General features: G+C 69.7%; 18 protein-coding genes, 2 tRNA genes and 1 pseudogene. 5 read left to right on the plus strand and 16 right to left on the minus strand.

The features are described 5' to 3' along the window. Window positions 1–304: 304 nt before the first annotated feature. Both ACZ4N5_RS12830 and ACZ4N5_RS12835 read left to right on the plus strand, forming a co-directional pair. On the plus strand, window positions 305–1,585 hold the full coding sequence (locus tag ACZ4N5_RS12830; protein ID WP_467757098.1) for a cytochrome b/b6 domain-containing protein: 1,281 nt from the start codon (window positions 305–307) through the stop codon (window positions 1,583–1,585). Beyond that, the gene (locus ACZ4N5_RS12835; protein ID WP_261702674.1) at window positions 1,582–3,198 is read left to right on the plus strand and encodes an NADH-quinone oxidoreductase subunit NuoF family protein; all 1,617 of its coding nucleotides are present in this window, start codon (window positions 1,582–1,584) and stop codon (window positions 3,196–3,198) included. The genes ACZ4N5_RS12830 and ACZ4N5_RS12835 overlap by 4 nt, the downstream gene beginning before the upstream one ends. A 136-nt stretch (window positions 3,199–3,334) precedes the next feature. On the opposite strand, the gene ACZ4N5_RS12840 is transcribed toward ACZ4N5_RS12835, so the two are convergent. The 11 genes and pseudogenes from ACZ4N5_RS12840 to ACZ4N5_RS12890 all read right to left on the minus strand — a co-directional run bounded on the left by ACZ4N5_RS12840 (window position 3,335) and on the right by ACZ4N5_RS12890 (window position 9,318). Then, a tRNA-Ala gene (locus tag ACZ4N5_RS12840) sits at window positions 3,335–3,407 on the minus strand. A gap of 486 nt (window positions 3,408–3,893) precedes the next feature. Then, on the minus strand, window positions 3,894–4,127 hold the full coding sequence (locus ACZ4N5_RS12845) for a DEAD/DEAH box helicase family protein (protein WP_037618755.1): 234 nt from the start codon (window positions 4,125–4,127) through the stop codon (window positions 3,894–3,896). 3 nt (window positions 4,128–4,130) lie between these two features. Then, on the minus strand, window positions 4,131–4,304 hold the full coding sequence (locus tag ACZ4N5_RS12850) for a hypothetical protein (RefSeq protein WP_261702676.1): 174 nt from the start codon (window positions 4,302–4,304) through the stop codon (window positions 4,131–4,133). A 69-nt stretch (window positions 4,305–4,373) separates the two neighbouring features. Next, window positions 4,374–4,533, minus strand: a pseudogene (locus tag ACZ4N5_RS12855) (MFS transporter); the annotation flags it as partial. 154 nt (window positions 4,534–4,687) lie between these two features. After that, a tRNA-Ala gene (locus ACZ4N5_RS12860) sits at window positions 4,688–4,760 on the minus strand. A 117-nt stretch (window positions 4,761–4,877) separates the two neighbouring features. Next, window positions 4,878–5,564: a histidine phosphatase family protein gene (locus ACZ4N5_RS12865; protein ID WP_467757099.1), complete on the minus strand. Its 687-nt coding sequence runs from the start codon at window positions 5,562–5,564 to the stop codon at window positions 4,878–4,880. Beyond that, window positions 5,561–6,004 carry a ribosome silencing factor gene (gene rsfS / locus ACZ4N5_RS12870; protein WP_467757100.1) on the minus strand — a complete coding sequence of 148 codons (444 nt, stop codon included), beginning with the start codon at window positions 6,002–6,004 and terminating at the stop codon, window positions 5,561–5,563. The genes ACZ4N5_RS12865 and rsfS overlap by 4 nt, the downstream gene beginning before the upstream one ends. 112 nt (window positions 6,005–6,116) lie before the next feature. After that, entirely contained in the window at window positions 6,117–7,949 is a 1,833-nt protein-coding gene (locus tag ACZ4N5_RS12875) for an LCP family protein (protein ID WP_467757101.1), read from the minus strand. Between the two features lie 17 nt (window positions 7,950–7,966). Next, a complete protein-coding gene (gene nadD / locus ACZ4N5_RS12880; RefSeq protein WP_467757102.1) occupies window positions 7,967–8,698 on the minus strand; it encodes a nicotinate-nucleotide adenylyltransferase in 732 nt (243 codons plus the stop codon). Window positions 8,699–8,768: 70 nt separating this feature from the next. Further along, entirely contained in the window at window positions 8,769–8,930 is a 162-nt protein-coding gene (locus tag ACZ4N5_RS12885) for a hypothetical protein (RefSeq protein ID WP_261702681.1), read from the minus strand. A gap of 196 nt (window positions 8,931–9,126) precedes the next feature. Continuing rightward, window positions 9,127–9,318: a hypothetical protein gene (locus ACZ4N5_RS12890; RefSeq protein ID WP_467757141.1), complete on the minus strand. Its 192-nt coding sequence runs from the start codon at window positions 9,316–9,318 to the stop codon at window positions 9,127–9,129. Window positions 9,319–9,388: 70 nt separating this feature from the next. On the opposite strand from ACZ4N5_RS12890, the gene ACZ4N5_RS12895 reads away from it, so the two are divergent. Next, window positions 9,389–10,537 (plus strand): M48 family metallopeptidase, encoded by a 1,149-nt coding sequence (locus tag ACZ4N5_RS12895; RefSeq protein WP_467757103.1) that lies wholly within the window; start codon window positions 9,389–9,391, stop codon window positions 10,535–10,537. Window positions 10,538–10,607: 70 nt separating this feature from the next. Here the strand turns inward: ACZ4N5_RS12895 and ACZ4N5_RS12900 are convergent, their stop codons facing one another. The 5 genes from ACZ4N5_RS12900 to proB form a co-directional block, all read right to left on the minus strand. Next, window positions 10,608–11,675, minus strand: coding sequence for an SCO2583 family membrane protein (locus ACZ4N5_RS12900; protein ID WP_467757104.1), 1,068 nt, complete (start codon window positions 11,673–11,675; stop codon window positions 10,608–10,610). A gap of 124 nt (window positions 11,676–11,799) precedes the next feature. Beyond that, window positions 11,800–12,411, minus strand: a complete 612-nt coding sequence (locus ACZ4N5_RS12905; protein WP_467757105.1) for an SCO2584 family spore wall biosynthesis protein — start codon at window positions 12,409–12,411, stop codon at window positions 11,800–11,802. 169 nt (window positions 12,412–12,580) lie between these two features. Further along, window positions 12,581–13,867, minus strand: coding sequence for a glutamate-5-semialdehyde dehydrogenase (locus tag ACZ4N5_RS12910; RefSeq protein ID WP_467757106.1), 1,287 nt, complete (start codon window positions 13,865–13,867; stop codon window positions 12,581–12,583). Between the two features lie 61 nt (window positions 13,868–13,928). Continuing rightward, on the minus strand, window positions 13,929–14,387 hold the full coding sequence (locus ACZ4N5_RS12915; RefSeq protein WP_401328087.1) for a hypothetical protein: 459 nt from the start codon (window positions 14,385–14,387) through the stop codon (window positions 13,929–13,931). A gap of 267 nt (window positions 14,388–14,654) precedes the next feature. Then, window positions 14,655–15,776 (minus strand): glutamate 5-kinase, encoded by a 1,122-nt coding sequence (gene proB / locus ACZ4N5_RS12920; protein WP_467757107.1) that lies wholly within the window; start codon window positions 15,774–15,776, stop codon window positions 14,655–14,657. Window positions 15,777–16,678: 902 nt separating this feature from the next. On the opposite strand from proB, the gene ACZ4N5_RS12925 reads away from it, so the two are divergent. Both ACZ4N5_RS12925 and ACZ4N5_RS12930 read left to right on the plus strand, forming a co-directional pair. After that, on the plus strand, window positions 16,679–18,985 hold the full coding sequence (locus ACZ4N5_RS12925) for a bifunctional glycosyltransferase/CDP-glycerol:glycerophosphate glycerophosphotransferase (RefSeq protein ID WP_467757108.1): 2,307 nt from the start codon (window positions 16,679–16,681) through the stop codon (window positions 18,983–18,985). An 84-nt stretch (window positions 18,986–19,069) separates the two neighbouring features. Further along, a partial coding sequence (locus ACZ4N5_RS12930; protein ID WP_467757109.1) for a UTP--glucose-1-phosphate uridylyltransferase occupies window positions 19,070–19,485 on the plus strand: 416 nt, incomplete at its 3' end.

Genomic DNA, 19,485 nt, shown 5'->3' on the forward strand with positions numbered 1-19,485 from the left:
ACTGATCAGCGCGGCTCACTAAGCAGAAGGCGTACGGCACGCATGGCGTCAGGGTACAGCAGTGCCCCCGCGGGCCGCGACGAGCTTTGGGGGCCGGTCGGCACCCCGCGGCACCCGCGGCAGCCATGGAAAACGTTGAACGATGTTCAAATTTTACTTCGCTTAACGGACGCTTACGGACAACACAAAGACCTCATTGCCCTTTGGTAACAACGCAATAACTCAAACCTGGAACTCGTCGGTATTTCTCGACTTAGAGTGCGCCTTCGGGACCGCTTCCCCGAACCCTTGGGAGTACCCCCTCATGGACCCTCGTCGTAACAACAGCTCGCTTCCCCGGGTGGGCCGTTCGGCCTACGGGGCGGCTACGGCTGTCGTCCTGCTCCTCATACCCGTGATCGTGCTGGTGGGAGGCAACGCAGTCCAGGACTTCCTGAACTTCGGCGCCGGCGTCCTGTCGCTGGTCGCCCTGTCCTGCTCCGTGATCTGGGGGCTGGTCGCGACCGACCGGATCTTCCTGAACACCCGCCAGCGACTGGTGGCGCAGGCCGTGCACCGGACGACCGCCGTGTCCTCGGTCGCCTTCCTGCTTCTGCACATCACGGTCAAGGTGGCGCTCGACCACACGAGCCTGATCTCCGCCCTCATCCCCTTCAGCCTCGGCCTCACCGGCACGGCCGGGCTCATCGGCCTCGGCTCCCTGGCCGGTCTGCTCATGATCTTCACGGCCGTCACCGGCGCGCTGCGCAGCGCCTTCGCCTCGCCGGCCCCGGTCGCGGCCCGTTGGCGCGCGATGCACATGCTGGCCTACCCGGCCTGGTGCGCGGCACTCGTCCACGGCCTCTACGCGGGTCGCGCGGCGAAGCCGATCTTCACGATCCTCTACAGCCTGTGCCTGCTCGCGGTCATGGCGGCTCTTGCCCTGAGGACCTCGCCCGCCCCCTTCAAGCGCAAGGTCGCGATGCGGGTCCTGGCGCTCATCGGCGGGGGCGGCCCCGGTGCCCGCGGGTTCCGCGACGACCTGGACGCCTCCCGCGCCGCCGCGATGGAGTCGCCGCAGCCGCGCTCCGCCCAGCAGTCCGCCGGCGACAACTTCGTCCCTTCCCAGCGCACGGAGCCCGCCTCCCCGCAGTACGGTGGCGCGCCCGACCCCGCGGACACGGGCGGCTTCGCGGCGGCCTACCGGGCCGTGACACCGCCCGGCGACGGCCCCTCGGCCCCCGGGACACAGCAGTTCCAGATGCCCGTGAACATGCAGCCCACCCAGATGTTCCCCGGCGTCGACAACGGCGGCGCCCCGAGCAGCTGGCCCGTCCCCTCGCCGCCCCCCGTCGGCGAGGCACCGGCGTCGGCGTACGACCCGCTGAACGACACCGGATACACCGTTCCGGTCTATGGCAATTCGGCCGCCAACGGCTACGGCACGAGTGATGTGTACAACACCGGTGAGACGAACGCGTCCTACCGCACGTACAACACCAACGACACGTACGACAGCGGTCCCACGACTGACGTACTGCCGGGCGCCTTCGACGCTCCTGGCTCCGGTGAATCATGGAATGCCCCTTCCGGAGGCTTTAAGTGAACGAGGCCCTGCCCGACGTCCCGGAAGTCCGCGTCGTCGGACTTCCGCAGCTCACGTCGGGTTTCGACCTGGTTGAACGTCTTGATCTACCCATGCACCTCAAGGTGCATGGGCCGCTCGAACCCCTGGGCGGAGAACAACTCGCCGGCCTTGCCGAAGCCATCAATCTGAAGGGCCGCGGCGGGGCGGGCTTCCCCTTCGCGAAGAAGCTGCGCTCAGTCGCGGAATCGGCCATCAAGAAGGGCATCCGCCCGGTCGTGGTCGTCAACGGGAGCGAGGACGAACCGGCCTGCCGCAAGGACACAGTGCTCATCAACCGTGCCCCGCACCTCATCCTCGACGGCGCCCTGCTGGCCGCCGAGGCCATGGGCGCCCGCACGCTCGTGATCGGCGTGACCCGCGAGTCCACGCAGCGCTCCATGGAGGCCGCGCTGGCCGAGCGCGGGCTGAGCAACCGGCGGGGATCGCCCCTCCGCGCGCGGGTGCAGCGCAATCCGGTGCGCATGGTGACCGGCGCGGCCGCTTCCCTGATCCGCTCGATCGACGGCGGCCCGGCGGTACCGCCGGGCCGCAAGGTCAGCGCGTCCCAGACCGGTGTCGGCGGCGCGCCCACCCTGCTGTCGAACGCCGAGACGTTCGCGCAGCTGGCCATCGCCGCCCGCATCGGCCCCGACCGCTACCGCAACACGGGCCTGTACGACGAGCCGGGCACCGTCATGCTCACCGTCTCGGGCGCGGTCGCGCGCCCCATGGTGATCGAGGTCCCCACCGGCGTACCCCTGCGATACGTGCTCCAGCTGGCCGGCGCCCCGGCGATGCCGCAGGGCGTGCTGACCGGCGGCTACCACGGCAAGTGGCTGGACGCGGCGACGGTCAACGAGGCGATCGTCTCGCGGGACTCCCTGGCCGCGGTGGGCGGTGCGCTCGGTGCCGGCGCGATCCTCCCCATCACCCAGGAGACCTGCCCCCTCGGCGAGTCGCTGCGCGTGGCGCAGTGGCTGGCCGACGAGAGCGCGGGACAGTGCGGCCCCTGCTACCTGGGTCTGCCCGCCGCGGCGCGCGGTCTGGCGGACATCCTCAACGGCGGCGGCCCGGCCGCGCTGGAGGCCGTGAAGCAGGTCGCCAAGTCCGTGAAGCGGCGCGGTGCCTGCTCCCACCCGGACGGTTCGGCGATGTTCATCGAGTCGACCCTGAAGGCGTTCACGGACGACCTGGCCGCGCATGTCCTCGGAAACGGCTGCGGAAGGCCCGTGGAGGGCGTTCTGCCGCTCTTCGAGGACGGTCAGGTGCCCATGGGCGTCCTGAGCGGCCCTGGCGAGCAGGAGGCGGGTCCCAGCCGCCAGAAGATCTTCGTCGACTGGACGCTGTGCCGCGGGCACGGCCTGTGCGCCGATCTCCTCCCCGAGGTCTTCGAACTGGGCGCCGACGGCTTCCCGACCGTCGCGCAGGCCCCGGTGCCCGCGTACGCCGAGGCGAAGGCCCTGCGCGCGGTGCGTCGCTGCCCGGCGCTCGCCCTGCGCCTCGAGGAGGACACCAGGTCCTCCGCTCCGGCGCGCAATCTGCCGGTCCTCTCCCAGGGGCGCGGTCGTCGCGCGCTCGGCAGCGGCCGCTGACACGAAGGAGCGGGCCACCAGGAACGGTGGCCCGCCTTCGACACGTGCCGCGAGGGCGCGGTGCGACCGTTCCGCGAGGGCGCTCGAGAACGAAGAAGCGGACCACCCTGATCGGGTGGCCCGCTTTCAACGTCTGTGGAGCTAAGGAGAATTGAACTCCTGACCTCCTGCATGCCATGCAGGCGCTCTACCAACTGAGCTATAGCCCCTAGTGGCCACGCGGCGAGGCCGCATATTCACCGTGTCGCCCGGTTTCCCCGGCGGCGACGCCAACATTACACGGTCCCCCTGGTGCACCACCAAATCGTTTCCCGTCTGTCCCGATTCAGGGCTCATGTCGCACTTTATAGGCTTTGTCGCACCCTCCCGCCTGCCCGGATAGGCCCGTTGGGCCGAACGGGGCTCCGGGGGCCGCCGCACCCGCGCGGGACTGCGGGGGCACGGGGAGGGAATGGGCAGGGATGACTCCCCCGGGCCGTCACACGGCCCCTGGCGGGCCTCTCGGGCCTCACGGCGGCCCGTCGGCCGCTCATGCGCGGACATCGCTCCAGGGCGGCCGTGGTGTCCGCCCGCGCGTATGCGCCGTGGCGGGCGTCACAGAGGCCGGGCAGCAGGAACTGCAGCGGAACGGCGCCGGATTGACGTTGCCGGCCCGCTCCGGGGAATCGGCTGCGCCTCCCCGGGCGTCCTCGGGGTCAGGCCGTGGCGAACGAGTAGAACCGCTTGAGGGTGCAGTGCTCGTCGAGGAGCCGTGCGTAGATCGGCTCACCCTCCAGCTCGCGGTACGTCTCGATGGGGTCGCCTTTTATGATCAGCGCCCGCGCGCACTCCTCACACCAGTACTGGTAGTCGTGGTTGACCGGCTCCATGTCGCGGACGATCGGCGTACCACTGCCGCACCAATCGCATTTCCGCCTGTGCGCACCCATCAATCAGCTCCAGCTGTGGCCGCAGGCCGTGCACACGTAGGAGATTCCACCGTTGTCACCGAGAACCTGGGCAACGTGGACCGATCCGCAGGAAGGGCAGTCGAGGAGGGTGGCTTTCTTACGGTTCAGTGCCACTTCGAGGAGATCGTCGACCTCCTCGAGGATGCTGGCAGGCATCGCTACTCCCTCCCGTCGGGCCGCGCCCCCTTCCGGCCGTTTGATTCTGCCACGGCCGGAGCAATACGGTCAGCGACGCCTGCGTACCAGTCCGGACACAGGCACCTGGCGCGGCTGTTGCGGCCGGCGCATACACGCACGCCAGGAGCGCGTCCGCAAAGGTATACGCCCCGGGGGCCCCAAGTGACTCAAGCCGGTCCAAGAAGAGTGTGCCGAAGACCACGGCACCCGTGGGCCGGGCCGGCCTCCAACTGCGCCCGCCCCCGCGCGTTCTTCACGACCGAGGTCCCCAACTCGGGGATGAACAACGAAAGATCCCGCTCCCTGACGGGAACGGGATCTTTCTTCAGCAATGTCCGACAACTCGACAGAGAGTCGGTTTGTGGAGCTAAGGAGAATTGAACTCCTGACCTCCTGCATGCCATGCAGGCGCTCTACCAACTGAGCTATAGCCCCTTGCGTTCTTCCCGCCCTGCGGGCCGAACAAGAAGAACTTTAGCCTGCGACCAGCCGGAAAGTGAAATCCGGTCCCGCCGGGCCCGCGCGACCGGACGGAAGGCCGCCCGGCGCCGCTCAGTCGTCGTCGCCGAGCACCGGCTCCGGCAGTGTGCCGGCGTTGTGCTCCAGGAGCCGCCAGCCGCGGGCGCCCTCGCCGAGGACGGACCAGCAGCAGTTGGACAGGCCACCGAGGCTCTCCCAGTGCTGGGACTCCAGGCCGAGCAGACGGCCGATGGTGGTGCGGATCGTGCCGCCGTGGCTGACGACGACGAGGGTGCCGTCGTCGGGGAGCTTCTCCGCGTGCCGCAGCACCACGGGGGCGGCGCGGTCGGCGACCTCGGTCTCCAGCTCGCCCCCGCCGCGGCGCACCGGCTCGCCGCGCTTCCACGCGGCGTACTCCTCGCCGTGGCGGGCGATGATCTCCTCGTGCGTCAGCCCCTGCCAGACGCCCGCGTAGGTCTCGCGCAGGCCCTCGTCGTGGGTGACGTCCAGGCCGGTGAGCTCGGCCAGCTCGGCGGCCGTGGCGGCGGCGCGCTGGAGGTCCGACGCGACGATGGCGTCGGGCCTCAGCGAGGCGAGCAGCCGGGCGGCGCGCCGGGCCTGCCCGACGCCCGTCTCGGTCAGCTCGACATCCGTCGAGCCCTGGAAGCGGCGGTCCACGTTCCAGGAGGTCTGGCCGTGCCGCCACAGGATGACGCGACGGCCCCTGCCCGGCTTCCGCTCGCCCTTCGCGCCCGCCGTCTTCCGGGCCTCGGCGCTCACCGCAGCTCCCCCATGTCGGCGGAGTCCTCCTCGGCCTGGAACTTGGCGTGCTCGGCGCCCTTGCCGCGGGTCGCCTTGGCCTCGTCCGGCAGGTCCAGCTCCGGGCAGTCCTTCCACAGCCGCTCCAGGGCGTAGAAGACGCGCTCCTCGCTGTGCTGGACGTGCACGACGATGTCGATGTAGTCGAGCAGCACCCAGCGAGCCTCGCGGTCGCCCTCGCGGCGCACCGGCTTGATGCCGAGCTCCTTGTTCAGGCGCTCCTCGATCTCGTCGACGATCGACTTGACCTGGCGGTCGTTGGGCGCGGACGCCAGCAGGAAGGCGTCGGTGATGGAGAGAACATCGCTGACGTCGTAGGCGATGATGTCGTGCGCGAGCTTGTCTGCGGCCGCCTGTGCGGCGGTGTTGATGAGCTCGATGGAGCGGTCCGTGGCGGTCACTACGCGGCTTTCCGTCGGCGGTCAGTTATGACTCAAGGGTCTCACGGACCGCCGAGGACACCCCACGCGTTTCTCCGGCCACGCCCCGGGTGACCCCGGGGCGTGATGCCGGTCACCCCTTCGAACCGCTGCTGACCTTGTAGTCCTGGCCGAGAACGACGGACACGTCCGCGCTGCTGGTGACCGTGCCCTTCTTCACCGTGCTGGTGGGCAGACCCAGGGTCTTGGCGACCTCGACGGCGTCGGCCTTCTTGGCGGGATCGCCGTAGGTGATCTGCGACACGCTCCGGGCGGCACCGGCGGTACCGGAGTCCAGGAACGTGTAGCCGCCGTTGACCAGGACGATACGGGCCTGGTTGGTGGCCGCCTTGACGCCGGTGGCGTTCTCGATGCCGACGCGGACCGCGGAGCCGGCGTCGGGGCTCTTCGCCGTACCGCCCAGGACGTCCTTGATCACGCTGCTGGAGCCGCTCGCGCTCAGTGTGCCGTCCTGCTGCACGGGCAGCAGCGCGGTCTTGTAGTCGCCGCCCTTGGCGAGGTCGGCGAGCTTGGCGAGGAAGGCGCCGAGGTCCTGGTCGGTCAGGGACGGGTCGAGGATCTGGGCCAGCGTCTGCACGGTGGTGGTCGCGGCCTGCTTGTCCGAGGACAGCTTGCGCATCACTCCCTGCATGACCTGTCCGAACCGCTCCAGCTGCGCGTTCTGGGCCTCGCCGGAAGCCCGGTAGGTGGCATAGGCGACGGCCATCTTGCCGCTGAGGGTCTGGTCCGTGCCCTTCTTGACGAGCGGGGGGTCGCTCTTCTTCTTGGCGTCGGGGTCCGGCACCTCGGTGTTGGTGGTGACCTCGATGTTGCCGACGAGCTCGACAAGGTTGTTCAGGTAGGGGGTGTCGAGCCGCCAGGTGCCCTGGATGTTCGTACCGAGCACGGTGTCGAGCGCGTCCCGCGTCCCGGACGAGCCGTCGCCGTCGACGGATTTGGCGAGCGTGGTCGTCGATCCGTCGTCGTCCGTCAGGGCGAGGGAGTTGGGCAGCAGGACGGTGGTGCCCTGCTCGGTGGTGGCGTTGTCGACCAGCAGGGCCGTGGAGGTGCCGCCGCCCTTGGTGTTGTGCAGGTGGACGACGATCACGTCGCGCTTCTGCGCGGTGACGGCCGGCGTGGTCCCCGGCTTGGCGTGCGAGGCGGTGCCGGGCAGCTTGCCCGCGTACCAGAGGTAGCCCGCGCCGCCGACCGCGACCAGGGCGACGACCACGACCAGGGACACGACCCGGCTGCGGGCGCGGCGCTTGGCCTCCTCGCGGCGCTCGGTGCGGTTCTCGGTGAACTTCAGCCAGTCGATGACGTCCTCGGACTCGGCTTCCTGCTCCTCGACGAAGGCGAACTGCTCGGTGCGGTAGTCCCGGTCGGCCCGGGGAGCGCCGTCCTTCGCCGGCCCGTCCTGCGCCTGCGGTCGGGCCTGCTGCGGCCCGGCCTGCTGGGGGATGTAAGCGGTCTGCTCGGCGGCCCGGGGCTGCCGGCCGGTGCTCGCGTTGCCCGCCGTGTCGGCGGTCCGCCCGTAGGGGTCGTACGGCGTCGAGGTGGTCCCGGTCCCGCCGGCTCGGGGCGCACCGGTGCCGAACGGGTCGAAGGAAGGGACGGACGGCTGCCGGCCGGTGTCATAGGGCGACACGGTTTCGTGCTGTCCGGTGTCATAGGGCGACACCGTTTCGTGCTGTCCGGTGTCATAGGGCGACACGGGCGGTTGCCGGCCTGTGTCGTAGGGCTGGACAGGTTCCTGACGGCCCGTCGCATAGGGGTCGTAGCCGTAGCCCTGCTGCTGGGCGCCGTAGCCGTCGTACCCCTGGGCAGGCTGCTGCGGGACCTGTCGGTACACAGGCTGCCCGAACTCGTCGTAGCCGACGAGCTCGTACGGGTCGCCGCCCGCGTATCCGTCGTATCGGTCGTTCACCGGGTGCCCCTCTCGGCTCACTGGCCGCGGTACAGCTCACGCTTGTCGATGTAGCGCACCACACCGTCCGGCACCAGGTACCAGACGGGGTCGCCCTTGGCGACTCTCGCACGGCAGTCTGTGGACGAGATGGCGAGCGCGGGAACCTCGACGAGCGAGACACCGCCCTCCGGGAGTCCCGGGTCGGTCAGGGTGTGACCGGGCCGGGTGACCCCGATGAAATGCGCAAGGGAGAACAGTTCTTCCGTGTAGCGCCAGGTGAGGATCTGGCCGAGCGCGTCGGCGCCGGTGATGAAGAAGAGGTCCGCGTCCGGGTTGAGCGCGCGCAGGTCGCGCAGCGTGTCCGTCGTGTAGGTCGGGCCGCCGCGGTCGATGTCGATCCGGCTGACCGAGAACTGCGGGTTCTCGGCGGTCGCGATGACCGTCATCAGATAGCGGTCCTCGGCCGGGGTGACCCTGCGGTCGGTCTTCTGCCACGGCTGCCCGGTCGGCACGAACACCACCTCGTCGAGGTGGAACTGCGCGGCGACCTCGCTCGCCGCGACCAGGTGTCCGTGGTGGATCGGGTCGAAGGTGCCGCCCATGACACCGAGCCGGCGCTTGCCCGGATTCGAGGGGCCGTTGCCGGGGCCGGTCGTCAGACGCTTCGCCGTACCGCCGGCCGTGCCGCTCGCGCTGCCCGTGGCGCCGCCGACGGCGCCGCTCTCCGTGTCACTCGCCGGACCGGTAGGCATGTCCTGCTCTCCCATGCGTGCAGACCCTACCGGCCCGGCCGACGGGCTCCGGCCGACAGGGGCCCCGAGCGGGCCCTGTGGGGGCTCAGCGGTCGCGGTTGAAGCGCGTGGTGATCCACAGCAGCAGAAGCAGGATGAACAGGGCCCCGCCGCCGGTCAGGTACGGGCTGAGGCTTTCGTGGTTGCCGCCGTTCTCGCCCTCGGCGGCGACGGTGACCAACTGTGCGGCGGTGTGCTGGAAGCTCATCTCGGCAGGACCTATCCGATGGGGGTCCCCCGCTCGCGCGAAGTCGAGAGTGGGGACGCGGGATGAAGACGTCGGCCCATCGTATGCGGGCGCCTCGGCCGTGAACACGCCGACTCCGCCGTTGGGGACGCCGGTTGCGGCGACCGCTCCGGCCGACGCCTTCGCCCTGCCTCACCCGACCGCCGGCGCCGACGGCTCAGTCGTCGCGCTTGTAGCCGCGCAGCAGGAACCAGGCGGTCAGGACCACGCCGATGATCATGACGATCAGCACGACGCGGAGCAGATCGCCCGGACCCTGCTTGCCTGCCGCGTCGGCGGCTTCCGTGAGCCATGCGGCCGCGGGGATGTGCTCCATGTCGTACGACTCCTTCTCTGTACTGCCCGTCAACGGTATCTCCGCCTAGGCTGGGCTCTGCCTTGGGGGCACATAGGGCACTCAGACGCACATGGGGGAACACATGTCCGACGACGGCCACGACCAGAACGGGCACGAGAAGGTGCCGAGCAGGCAGCGCAGGCGCTTCGCGGGGATCTCCTCGCGGGCGTACGAACACCCGGCGGACCGCTCGGCTCTGGTGGCCCTGCGCAAGCTCAGCGGCTTCGACACGGTCTTCAAGGCGCTGAGCGGCCTGCTGCCCGAGCGCAGCCTGCGGCTGCTCTTCCTGTCCGACTCGGTGCGCGTCTCGGACGCCCAGTTCGCGCACCTCAACGACATGCTGCGGGACGCCTGTTACATCCTGGACCTGGAGAAGGTCCCGCCGATGTACGTGAACCAGGACCCGCAGCCGAACGCGATGTGCATCGGCCTGGACGATCCGATCATCGTGGTGACGACCGGGCTCGTCGAGCTGCTGGACGAGGAGGAGATGCGGGCGGTCATCGGCCACGAGGCCGGCCACGCGCTGTCCGGTCACGCCGTCTACCGCACGATCCTGCTGTTCCTCACCAACCTCGCGGTCCGGGTCGCCTGGATCCCGCTGGGGAACCTCGCGATCATGGCGATCGTGACCGCACTGCGCGAGTGGTTCCGCAAGTCGGAGCTGTCCGCGGACCGTGCCGGGCTCCTGGTCGGCCAAGACCTGCGGGCCTCGATGCGCGGCCTGATGAAGATCGCGGGCGGCAATCATCTGCACGAGATGAACGTGGACGCGTTCCTCGAACAGGCCGAGGAGTACGAGTCGGCGGGCGACCTGCGGGACTCCGTGCTCAAGATCCTCAATGTGCTGCCGCGCACGCACCCCTTCACCGCGGTCCGCGCGGCCGAGCTGAAGAAGTGGGCGGAGTCCCGCGACTACCAGCGGATCATGGACGGCCACTACCCGCGGCGCGACGCGGACAAGGACACCTCGGTGTCGGACTCGTTCCGGCAGTCGGCTGCCAGCTACGCCAGCGACATGAAGAACTCCAAGGATCCGCTGATGAAGCTGGTCAGCGACATCGCGGGCGGCGCGGGCGACCTCGGGGGCCGGGTACGGCGCGGCTTCGGGGGCTTCGCGAGCGGCGCGCCCAAGGACACCGGGAACGCCACGGACGCCACGGAAGCCGGTGCCGAGCAGCCGCCGCGTGAGGGCCGCTCCGACGACGAGGACGCCGACGGCAGGGACTGATCGCCCCGCCGGGTACCGCCGCCCCGACCCCGCGGCGCCGTCCGGCGGCCCGGCCCGTCCGGCGGTCCGGCTACAGCTTCGGCTGCGCGCTCTTGGCCAGCGAACCGCACAGCGCGGTCGCGCTGCCGGTGGCGTACGGGTCGGTGTCGGCGGGGCCGCCCGCCTTGGCCGTCTCGCCCGCGAGCAGCGGACGGAGCCTGCTCACCGAGTCGTCGGAGCAGGCGAGCGGGCCGGCCTGGACGTAGGACACCGCCAGTTCGGCCTGGTGCATGCGCAGGTCGTCGCGGTCGAAGCGGAAGGTCAGCTCACGCCGGACGGTGAACAGGGAGGCCTTGGCCTGGGCGTTCGCGCCGGTCGGCTTCAGCGCGTAGACGAAGGTGTGGTCGGCGACGACCTCCAGGGTGTTCGCGTCGAACTCGGCGGCCTGGAGGGTGCCCTGCACCCGGATCCCCTTGTCGGCGAGCTGCGCCCGGGTCGCGTCGAAGCGGACCAGCCAGCCGGTCGGGGCGTGCCGTCCGTCGGCGGTCGGGCGGTCGAAGCTCTGGTCGAACTGGTCGAGCTGCCGAGGGTCGAGCAGGATCCGCACGGGCCGGGTGGCGCCTCCGGTCAGCACGCTCGGGTCGAGGGACGACTCGACGAGGTAGTCCTTGGCGGTGGTCAGCGCGGTGACGACCTGGCTGTCGGAGAAGTGCGCGGTGCGCCGGACGGCGGGGAACGTGATGCCGTCGGCACCGGTGCGGAACTGGGCGGCCGGGCTGTCTGCGTACAGCCGGCCGGTGCTCGAAGAGCCGGGCACGGCGGTCTGCGGGGCCAAGGGGATCACGGTCATCCGCAGCGGTTCGGCCGGCCGGGTGGCGGGGGTCTGGTACGGGTGGCGTACACCCATGTAGATCGCGGTGCCGAAGGCGATGGCTATCAGCAGGACGAGTATCAGTGCCTGCCGGGACAGTCCGCGTTGAAGGGGCGGGCGGCGGCGTACGGCCGGGCTGTGGTCGGCCATGCGTTCCTGGGCGGAGAACTCCTGGAGGCGGGCAGCGCGGACGAACGACTCGTCGAAGACGACGGATCGGTACTCGTCCTCTCCACCAGCGGGAGCACCCTCGGGTGTCCCCTCAGGTGGGTCTCCAGGCCCGCCCATACATTCAGAGTAGGTCTCCGGGAGCTCTGGTAAACGCTGTGGTACGCGACAAGTTCTGACAGGTTCCCACCAGGACGGTCACGCTGTGTGAGGGAACGTCCGTGCCTCACCGGGGAGAGGGACCTCAGGGCGTTCGCGGCACCGCCGACACCGCCGGCTGGGAATAGTCGGCGGAGGCGGAGGGGCCCGTGCCGGTGACTTTCTCCCGGCCCTGTTCGAGGCCTGAGGAGGCGGGCGAGGGGACCTGGTCCTGGCTCCCGGAGGATGCGCCCCGGTAGACCGCGGTGAAGGCGAGGGCGACCATGCCGATACCCATGACGAGGGCGAGGATCCAGGCAACCGGGCGGTGCCAGCGGGTCTGCTTCCCGTAGGGCCGGCCGTACATCCCCGGTACGCCGTAGCGGCCTTCCAGGATCTCGGTGTCGTCCGGATCGTCCGGGTCGGGATCGTGGGAGAAGTCGCCGTGACCGTCGGGGCCGAAGCCGTCCTCGTAGCGCTCGTCGTCGCTACGGGCACGGGCGTGCGCCCGGCGCGCCTCGGCCTCGGAGGCCTCCGCGCGAGCCTGGGCTGCCGCGAGCAGCCTCTCCACGGCGGTCGGCTCGTGGATCACCGCCGCCCGTACGAAGTCCTCGTCGAAGACCACGGAGGCGAACTCTTCGTCCGCGCCCCCGCGGTCGTGGTCGTCGTTGGGCTCCCAGCCGTCAGGGAACGGCGTGCCCCCCACGTCCTCCGGCACGGATCCAGAGTAGACCTGGGGGGTCAATTTGGGCAGACGGTACGGAAATTCATCTGCTGACGAGACCGCGCCTCAGCGGATCGCGGGCCGTGAACCGTCCGCCGTACGCCCCGGCGCCCGGCAGCGTGCCCCCGTACACCCTGCGCGCGCCCTCAGTGATGCCGACGTCTCAGCGGCGGATGTGGCCGTCGCCCGTGACGATGTACTTCGTGCTCGTCAGCTCCGGCAGCCCCATCGGACCCCGCGCGTGGAGCTTCTGCGTGGAGATGCCGATCTCGGCGCCGAAGCCGAACTGGCCGCCGTCGGTGAAACGGGTCGAGGCGTTCACCGCGACCGTCGTGGAATCGACCAGTTGGGTGAAGCGGCGGGCGGCCTGCTGCGAGGTGGTCACGATGGCCTCGGTGTGGCCGGAACTCCACAGCCGGATGTGGGACACGGCCTTGTCGAGCGAGTCCACGACGCCCGCCGCGATGTCGTAGGACAGGTACTCGGTGTCCCAGTCCTCCGCCGTGGCCTCCACGACGGTGGCCCTGGAGTCCTTGGCGTAGGCGAGGACACGCTCGTCGGCGTGCACGGTGACCCCGGCGTCCGCGAGGGCGTCCAGGGCGCGCGGCAGGAACTCGGCGGCGATGTCCTGGTGGACGAGGAGGGTCTCGGCCGCGTTGCAGACGCTGGGCCGCTGGGCCTTGGAGTTGATCAGGATGTCGACGGCCATGTCGAGGTCCGCCTGGGCGTCGACGTACACATGGCAGTTCCCGGTGCCGGTCTCGATGACCGGGACGATGGACTCCTGGACGACCGTGCGGATCAGGGACGCGCCGCCGCGCGGGATGAGGACGTCGACCAGGCCGCGGGCGCGCATCAGTTCACGGACCGATTCGCGGCCCTCGCCGGGTACGAGCTGGACGGCGTCGGCGGGCAGTCCGGCGCCGCCCACGGCGTCGCGCAGGACCCTGACGAGGGCCGTGTTCGACTCGTAGGCGGAGGACGAGCCGCGCAGCAGGACCGCGTTGCCGGACTTCAGGCACAGGGCGGCCGCGTCGACGGTCACGTTCGGGCGGGCCTCGTAGATGATGCCGACGACGCCGAGGGGGACGCGGACCTGGCGCAGGTCGATGCCGTTCGGGAGGGTCGAGCCGCGGACGACCTCGCCGACCGGGTCGGGCAGCGCCACGACGTCACGGACGTCGGAGGCGATCGCGCGCACGCGCTCGGGGGTGAGCGTGAGCCGGTCGATGACACTCTCGCTGGTCCCGGCCTCGCGGGCCTTCGCGATGTCCTTGGCGTTGGCGGCGACGATTTCGCTCGTACGGACTTCCAGCGCGTCCGCGATCGCGAGCAGCGCGTCGTCCTTCTCGGCCCGCGGCAGAGGCGCCAGGTCGGCGGCGGCGGACTTCGCGCGATAGGCGGCCTGGGCCACCGGGGACATGGAGTCGTACGGCGAGAGCGTGGTCATGAGGGAAGGGTAGTGGGCCGGGCGGGCCCGTCCAGCGGTTGTCCCACACGGCGAGACAGGCTCAAAAGGGGTGAACTCCGACGGGTGTCGCGGGCAGTGGTCCGTACCCCTCGGCGATCCGCTGGTGGTAGGTCTCGCGGTCGATGACCTCCAGGCCGACGATCTCCCAGGGCGGGAGTTTGGCGGTCTGGCGGTGCTCGCCCCACAGGCGCAGTGCGACGGCCGCAGCGTCGTGCAGGTCGCGGGCCTCCTCCCAGTAGCGGATCTCCGCGTGGTCGTTGGCGTACCGGCTGGTCAGCAGGAACGGGTGGTCGTGGGCGAGCTGTTCGAGACCGCGCCTCACCTCGGTCAGCGGGGCCTCGCCGCCCGACACGCTCAGCGTGACGTGCCACAGCCGGGGCTGGTCGGCCGGCTGCTCGCCCTCGTAGGTGTCGCCGGCCGCGACACTGGTCAGGGCCCGCTCCTCGCCCATCGCACGGGAGGCGGGACCACCGCGGGACGCCGCCGCCCCAGGGCGCACTCGTCTCACGACGGCCTCCTTTACCCGATGGTCGTACCGAATCCCGGACTCTCCCTGCCACAAAGTTGAGCAGGTGAGAAGCCGCCGTGTGGCGGTTTTACGGAACGTCCCCCGGTGGGGGCGGGGGAATCGGCCGTTTACGGGTGTAGTGGACAGCCGTTTCAGCGATGCCCCTGGGGCGCCGGGTGCGATGTCGGGCGGATGAGGCCTTCGTGACGGGCGTACACGCGTCCGGACGGTGGGACGCATGTCTCACGAATGTGGGGCCTACGGGTTCAGGAGGACGAGGTCGTCGCGGTGCACGACCTCGCGCTCGTACGCGGGGCCCAGCTCGCGTGCCAGCTCCCGGGTGGAGCGGCCGATCAGCTGGGGGATCTCCTTGGCGTCGAAGTTCACCAGCCCTCGCGCGACGGCCCGGCCCGTGCTGTCGCGCAGCTCGACCGGGTCGCCCGCGGTGAACTCGCCCTCGACGGCCGCGATGCCCGCGGGCAGCAGCGACGTGCGCCGCTGGACGACCGCGCGCACGGCGCCGTCGTCCAGGGTGATAGCGCCCTGCGGGGTGGAGGCGTGCTGGAGCCACAGCAGGCGGTCGGCGGAGCGCTTGCCGGTGGCGTGGAAGAAGGTGCCGGTGTCGCGGCCCGCGAAGGCGTCGGCGGCGTGGACCGTGCTGGTCAGCACCACCGGGATGCCGGCCGCGGCGGCGATCCTGGCCGCCTCGATCTTGGTGACCATGCCGCCGGTGCCGACGCCGGCCTTGCCCGAGCTGCCGATGTCGATGCCGGCGAGGTCCGAGGGCTCCCGCACCTGCGCGATCCGCGAGGTGCCGGGCTTGCTGGGGTCGCCGTCGTAGACCCCGTCCACGTCGGAGAGCAGGACGAGCAGATCCGCGCGTACGAGATGGGCGACGAGGGCGGCGAGCCGGTCGTTGTCGCCGAAGCGGATCTCGTCCGTGGCCACCGTGTCGTTCTCGTTGACGACCGGCAGGGCGCCCATCGCGAGGAGCTTGTCCAGGGTGCGTGAGGCGTTGCGGTGGTGGGCGCGCCTGCTGGTGTCGTCGGAGGTGAGGAGCACCTGTCCGACGCGGATGCCGTAACGGGCGAAGGAGGCCGTGTAGCGGGCCATCAGAAGGCCCTGGCCGACACTGGCGGCGGCCTGCTGGCGGGCGAGGTCCTTGGGACGGCGGCGCAGTCCGAGCGGGGCGAGGCCGGCGGCGATGGCCCCGGAGGAGACCAGGACGATCTCCTTCTCGCCTCCGCTGCGCGCCTTGGCGAGGACGTCCACGAGAGCGTCGACCCGGTCCGCGTCGAGGCCGCCGGAGGCGGTGGTCAGGGAGGAGGAACCCACCTTGACGATGATCCTTTGGGCCTGCGCCACAACTTGCCTTGCCATGGTCACCTTGCTGTCCGCCCCCTCGCCTCGGCTGCCCTGCCCGAAATCTACGCGAAGATGCCGCCAAGGCGCCCAGCGGTCCGGCAGGCGGACGGTTCGTCATCGGTCGAACCAGTGGGCGAGGACCTGGAATACACGACGAAGTCCGCCCCCGCAGCGGAAGCATGAAAACGTGACGTCAAGAATATTTGACAACATCCGAAGCGGCAATGAGGAGAATTGGGAAGAGTTCCGCAGCCGACAGCAGGGCGGAATTCCTCGACTTCTCCATCTCTCGCCCTTGGCTCATGAACTCGTCGCCATTTCCGGCATCCGTCAAATACCGCGGCAGATGATCGCCGCGCCCAAAGCCCGAGCGGCGGGACCGCGCCCGCCGATGTGACCCCGTCCGCCGATCTCCGGCCCGGTTACGCGGACACCTTCCAGGGCTTCGCCGGCGGCGGGAGCCACCTCGGCCTGCCGTCACGAGCGGCTCCGCCTGACAGAACGGCAACACTTGCATCACGAGCGTGGACCGGAACACCGGCAACGTCGTCGAACAGAAGCCGACAGAGGCCGGATACGCCCTCCCCCACCGCCGGCGTCCACTACAAGGACACAGGCCTGACGGGACGGGAACGCCGAGGAGAAGTACCGGCCAGGAGCCGGGAAGCGGGACCCGAGCGGGAACGACGGGCGCGGAGGGCGGACCGTGGACTCCATAGGACACGGAAGCCACGCATCGAGGCCGGACGAGCGGGATGAACCACGCCACACTCCGGCAGCCTTGGCCATACCAGAGCGTACGCTAGGGTTCCGGCTACGTTAACCTAGCGCCGTGCCCCCTGCGTCCCGCCGCGGTCCGAAGCGACCGGAATGCGAGGCGCAGATGAGTTTGATCTGCGATCCCAGGAGCCCTGAGTATGCCTGTGCCGAATGGTAACGCTTCGCCCAAAATAAGCGTTGTCGTACCCGTTTACAAGGTACAGGGGTACCTGCGAGCCTGCCTGGACTCCATTCTCGAGCAGTCGTTCACCGATTTCGAGATCGTCGCCGTGGACGACTACTCCCCGGACTCGTGCGGTCGAATACTCGATGAATACGCACAGATCGACAGCCGTGTCGTTCCCGTGCATTTCACGGAGAACCAGGGGATCGGAAAGGCGCGCGACGCGGGCGCGCTGAAGTCGCGCGGTGAGTACATCCTCTTCCTGGACAGTGACGACACCCTCGGCGAAGGCGCGCTCCAGGCCATCGCGGAGCGGCTCGAGGTCACCGGTGACCCGCAGATCCTCCTCCTGAACCACGTCCGTACGTACTGGAACAACCGGGTTCAGGCGAGCGCCGCCGGAGAAATGCTCTCCGCCGCCGGCACCGACGTCTTCACGGCGCTGGAGCGCCCCGAGTACCTGAACATGTTCGCCGTGGTGTGGAACCGGGCGTACCGCCGGGACTTCTACGTCGGCAACGGTTTCACCTTCACCGACGGCATCTACGAAGACGCCCTCATGGTCTACAAGACCATGCTGACGGCCGACCGTATCGCCGCCCTCGACCACGTCTGCGTGGAATACCGCCAGCGCCGCCAGGGCAATTCCATGCGCACGCCCGGTCGCAAGCATTTCGGCATTTTCGAGCAGTACGCCCGCCTCTTCGACTTCCTCGACGAGCGTCCGCACCTGGAGCCTGTACGGGCCCTCCTGTTCGAGCGCATGGCCAGCCACTTCCTGTTCACCCTGGCCCGCGAGGACCGCATCGTCCCGCAGGACCGGGCGCCGTTCTTCAAGCTGGCCGCCGAGCAGTACAAGCGCTACAAGCCGAAGAACTTCACGGTTCCCGAAGGCACCATGGGCGTGAAGTTCGACCTCCTGGCCCGCGGTTCGTACTCCGCGTACGCCGCGATGACGATCGCGTCCTCCACCCGCCAGAAGGCCATCAAGCGGGTCACGAAGGCTAAGACGAAACTCGGCAAGACGGCGTACAACAGGCTCTACCGCCTGCACAAGCGCCGCCCGATCGACGAGAACCTCGCGGTCTACGCGGCCTACTGGAACCGCGGAGTCGCCTGCAGCCCCGCGGCCATCTACTACAAGGCCAAGGAACTCGCCCCGAACATCCACGGCGTGTGGGTCGTGCGCCGTGGCGACGAGGAGAACATCCCCGCCGGCGTGGACTACGTGGTGGCGAATTCCCCCCGCTACTGGGAGGTCATGGCGCGCGCCAAGTACCTCATCAACAACGTCAACTTCCCGAACGAGTTCGTCAAGCGCCCGGGGCAGATCCACCTCCAGACGCACCACGGCACACCGCTGAAGCAGATGGGCATCGACCAGCAGCGCTTCCCCGCGGCCGCCAAGAACATGAGCTTCGGCAAGATGCTCGAGCGGGCCGACCGCTGGGACCTGAGCCTGACGTCCAACCAGCACTCCACGGAGATCTGGGAGCGCGTCTACCCCTGCGCCTTCGAGGCCATCGAGTACGGCTACCCCCGCAACGACGTGTACTTCCGCTCCACCGCCGAGGACGTCCAGCGCATCCGCACCGAACTCGGCATCCCCGAGGGCAAGACCGCCATCCTGTACTGCCCCACGGTGCGCGACTACCAGACCGGGTACGTCCCGCGGATCGACCTGGAGCGCTTCTGCCGTGAACTGGGCCCCGACCATGTGGTCCTGGTGCGCACCCACTACTTCTACGGCGCCGACCCACAGCTCCAGGCGCTGCAGGAGCGCGGCCTGATCAAGGACGTGTCGACCTACCCGGTGGTCGAGGACCTCTGCCTGGCGGCCGACGCCCTCATCACCGACTACTCGTCGATCATGTTCGACTACGCCTGCCTGGACCGTCCCATCATCACGTACGCGGATGACTGGGAGGTCTACAGCCGGGCCCGCGGCGTGTACTTCGACATCCTCTCCGGGAACCCGGGCGAGACGCCGGGCGCGCGTGCGACGAACGAGGACGAACTGATCGAGGTCTTCCGCTCCGGCGCCTGGAACGGCGAGCGGGCCGCCGAGCTGCGCGCCGCGTTCCGCGAGCGCTTCGTGCAGTTCGACGACGGCAACGCCGCCGAGCGTGTCGTGCGCAGGCTGTACCTGGACCAGAAGCCCGAGCCGGCCGTCGTGCCGCTGAACGAGCGGACCCCGGCCCCGGCGCCGAACGGCGATATCGTGCGTGCGCACATCGTGGCGCAGCGTTCTGGCGAGCAGCACGGTCTCATCGACGCGTGACCCCGCCGACGTACGCCTGACCGTGAGTGGCCCGGACCTGTGCCGGGCCACTCACCCGTTCAACGAGAGAGACCGAGAAGCAGCATGGCATCGCACCCCAGGATCAGTAAGGCTGTCATCCCCGCGGCCGGCCTCGGCACCCGGTTCCTGCCGGCCACCAAGGCCACGCCCAAGGAGATGCTGCCGGTCGTCGACAAGCCGGCGATCCAGTACGTGGTCGAAGAGGCCGCCTCGGCGGGTCTCGACGACGTCCTGATGATCACGGGCCGCAACAAGCGGCCCCTGGAGGACCACTTCGACCGCAACTACGAGCTGGAGTCCGCCCTTCAGAAGAAGGGCGACGCCGACCGGCTCGCCAAGGTCCAGGAGTCCAGCGACCTCGCGACCATGCACTACGTGCGCCAGGGCGACCCCAAGGGACTCGGTCACGCCGTCCTGTGCGCCGCCCCGCACGTCGGCCACGAGCCCTTCGCCGTCCTCCTCGGCGACGACCTGATCGA

The sequence above is a fragment of the Streptomyces sp. NPDC026500 genome (assembly GCF_055567635.1).

What these genes read in the sequence shown, in the direction of transcription:
- nadD (WP_467757102.1), bottom strand. Translation starts at nt 8,698, where the DNA reads ATGGGAGAGCAGGACATGCCTACCGGTCCGGCGAGTGACACGGAGAGC.
- ACZ4N5_RS12895 (WP_467757103.1), top strand. Translation starts at nt 9,389, where the DNA reads ATGTCCGACGACGGCCACGACCAGAACGGGCACGAGAAGGTGCCGAGC.
- ACZ4N5_RS12910 (WP_467757106.1), bottom strand. Translation starts at nt 13,867, where the DNA reads ATGACCACGCTCTCGCCGTACGACTCCATGTCCCCGGTGGCCCAGGCC.
- ACZ4N5_RS12845 (WP_037618755.1), bottom strand. Translation starts at nt 4,127, where the DNA reads ATGGGTGCGCACAGGCGGAAATGCGATTGGTGCGGCAGTGGTACGCCG.
- ACZ4N5_RS12900 (WP_467757104.1), bottom strand. Translation starts at nt 11,675, where the DNA reads ATGGGCGGGCCTGGAGACCCACCTGAGGGGACACCCGAGGGTGCTCCC.
- ACZ4N5_RS12925 (WP_467757108.1), top strand. Translation starts at nt 16,679, where the DNA reads ATGCCTGTGCCGAATGGTAACGCTTCGCCCAAAATAAGCGTTGTCGTA.
- ACZ4N5_RS12885 (WP_261702681.1), bottom strand. Translation starts at nt 8,930, where the DNA reads ATGAGCTTCCAGCACACCGCCGCACAGTTGGTCACCGTCGCCGCCGAG.
- proB (WP_467757107.1), bottom strand. Translation starts at nt 15,776, where the DNA reads ATGGCAAGGCAAGTTGTGGCGCAGGCCCAAAGGATCATCGTCAAGGTG.
- ACZ4N5_RS12850 (WP_261702676.1), bottom strand. Translation starts at nt 4,304, where the DNA reads ATGCCTGCCAGCATCCTCGAGGAGGTCGACGATCTCCTCGAAGTGGCA.
- ACZ4N5_RS12830 (WP_467757098.1), top strand. Translation starts at nt 305, where the DNA reads ATGGACCCTCGTCGTAACAACAGCTCGCTTCCCCGGGTGGGCCGTTCG.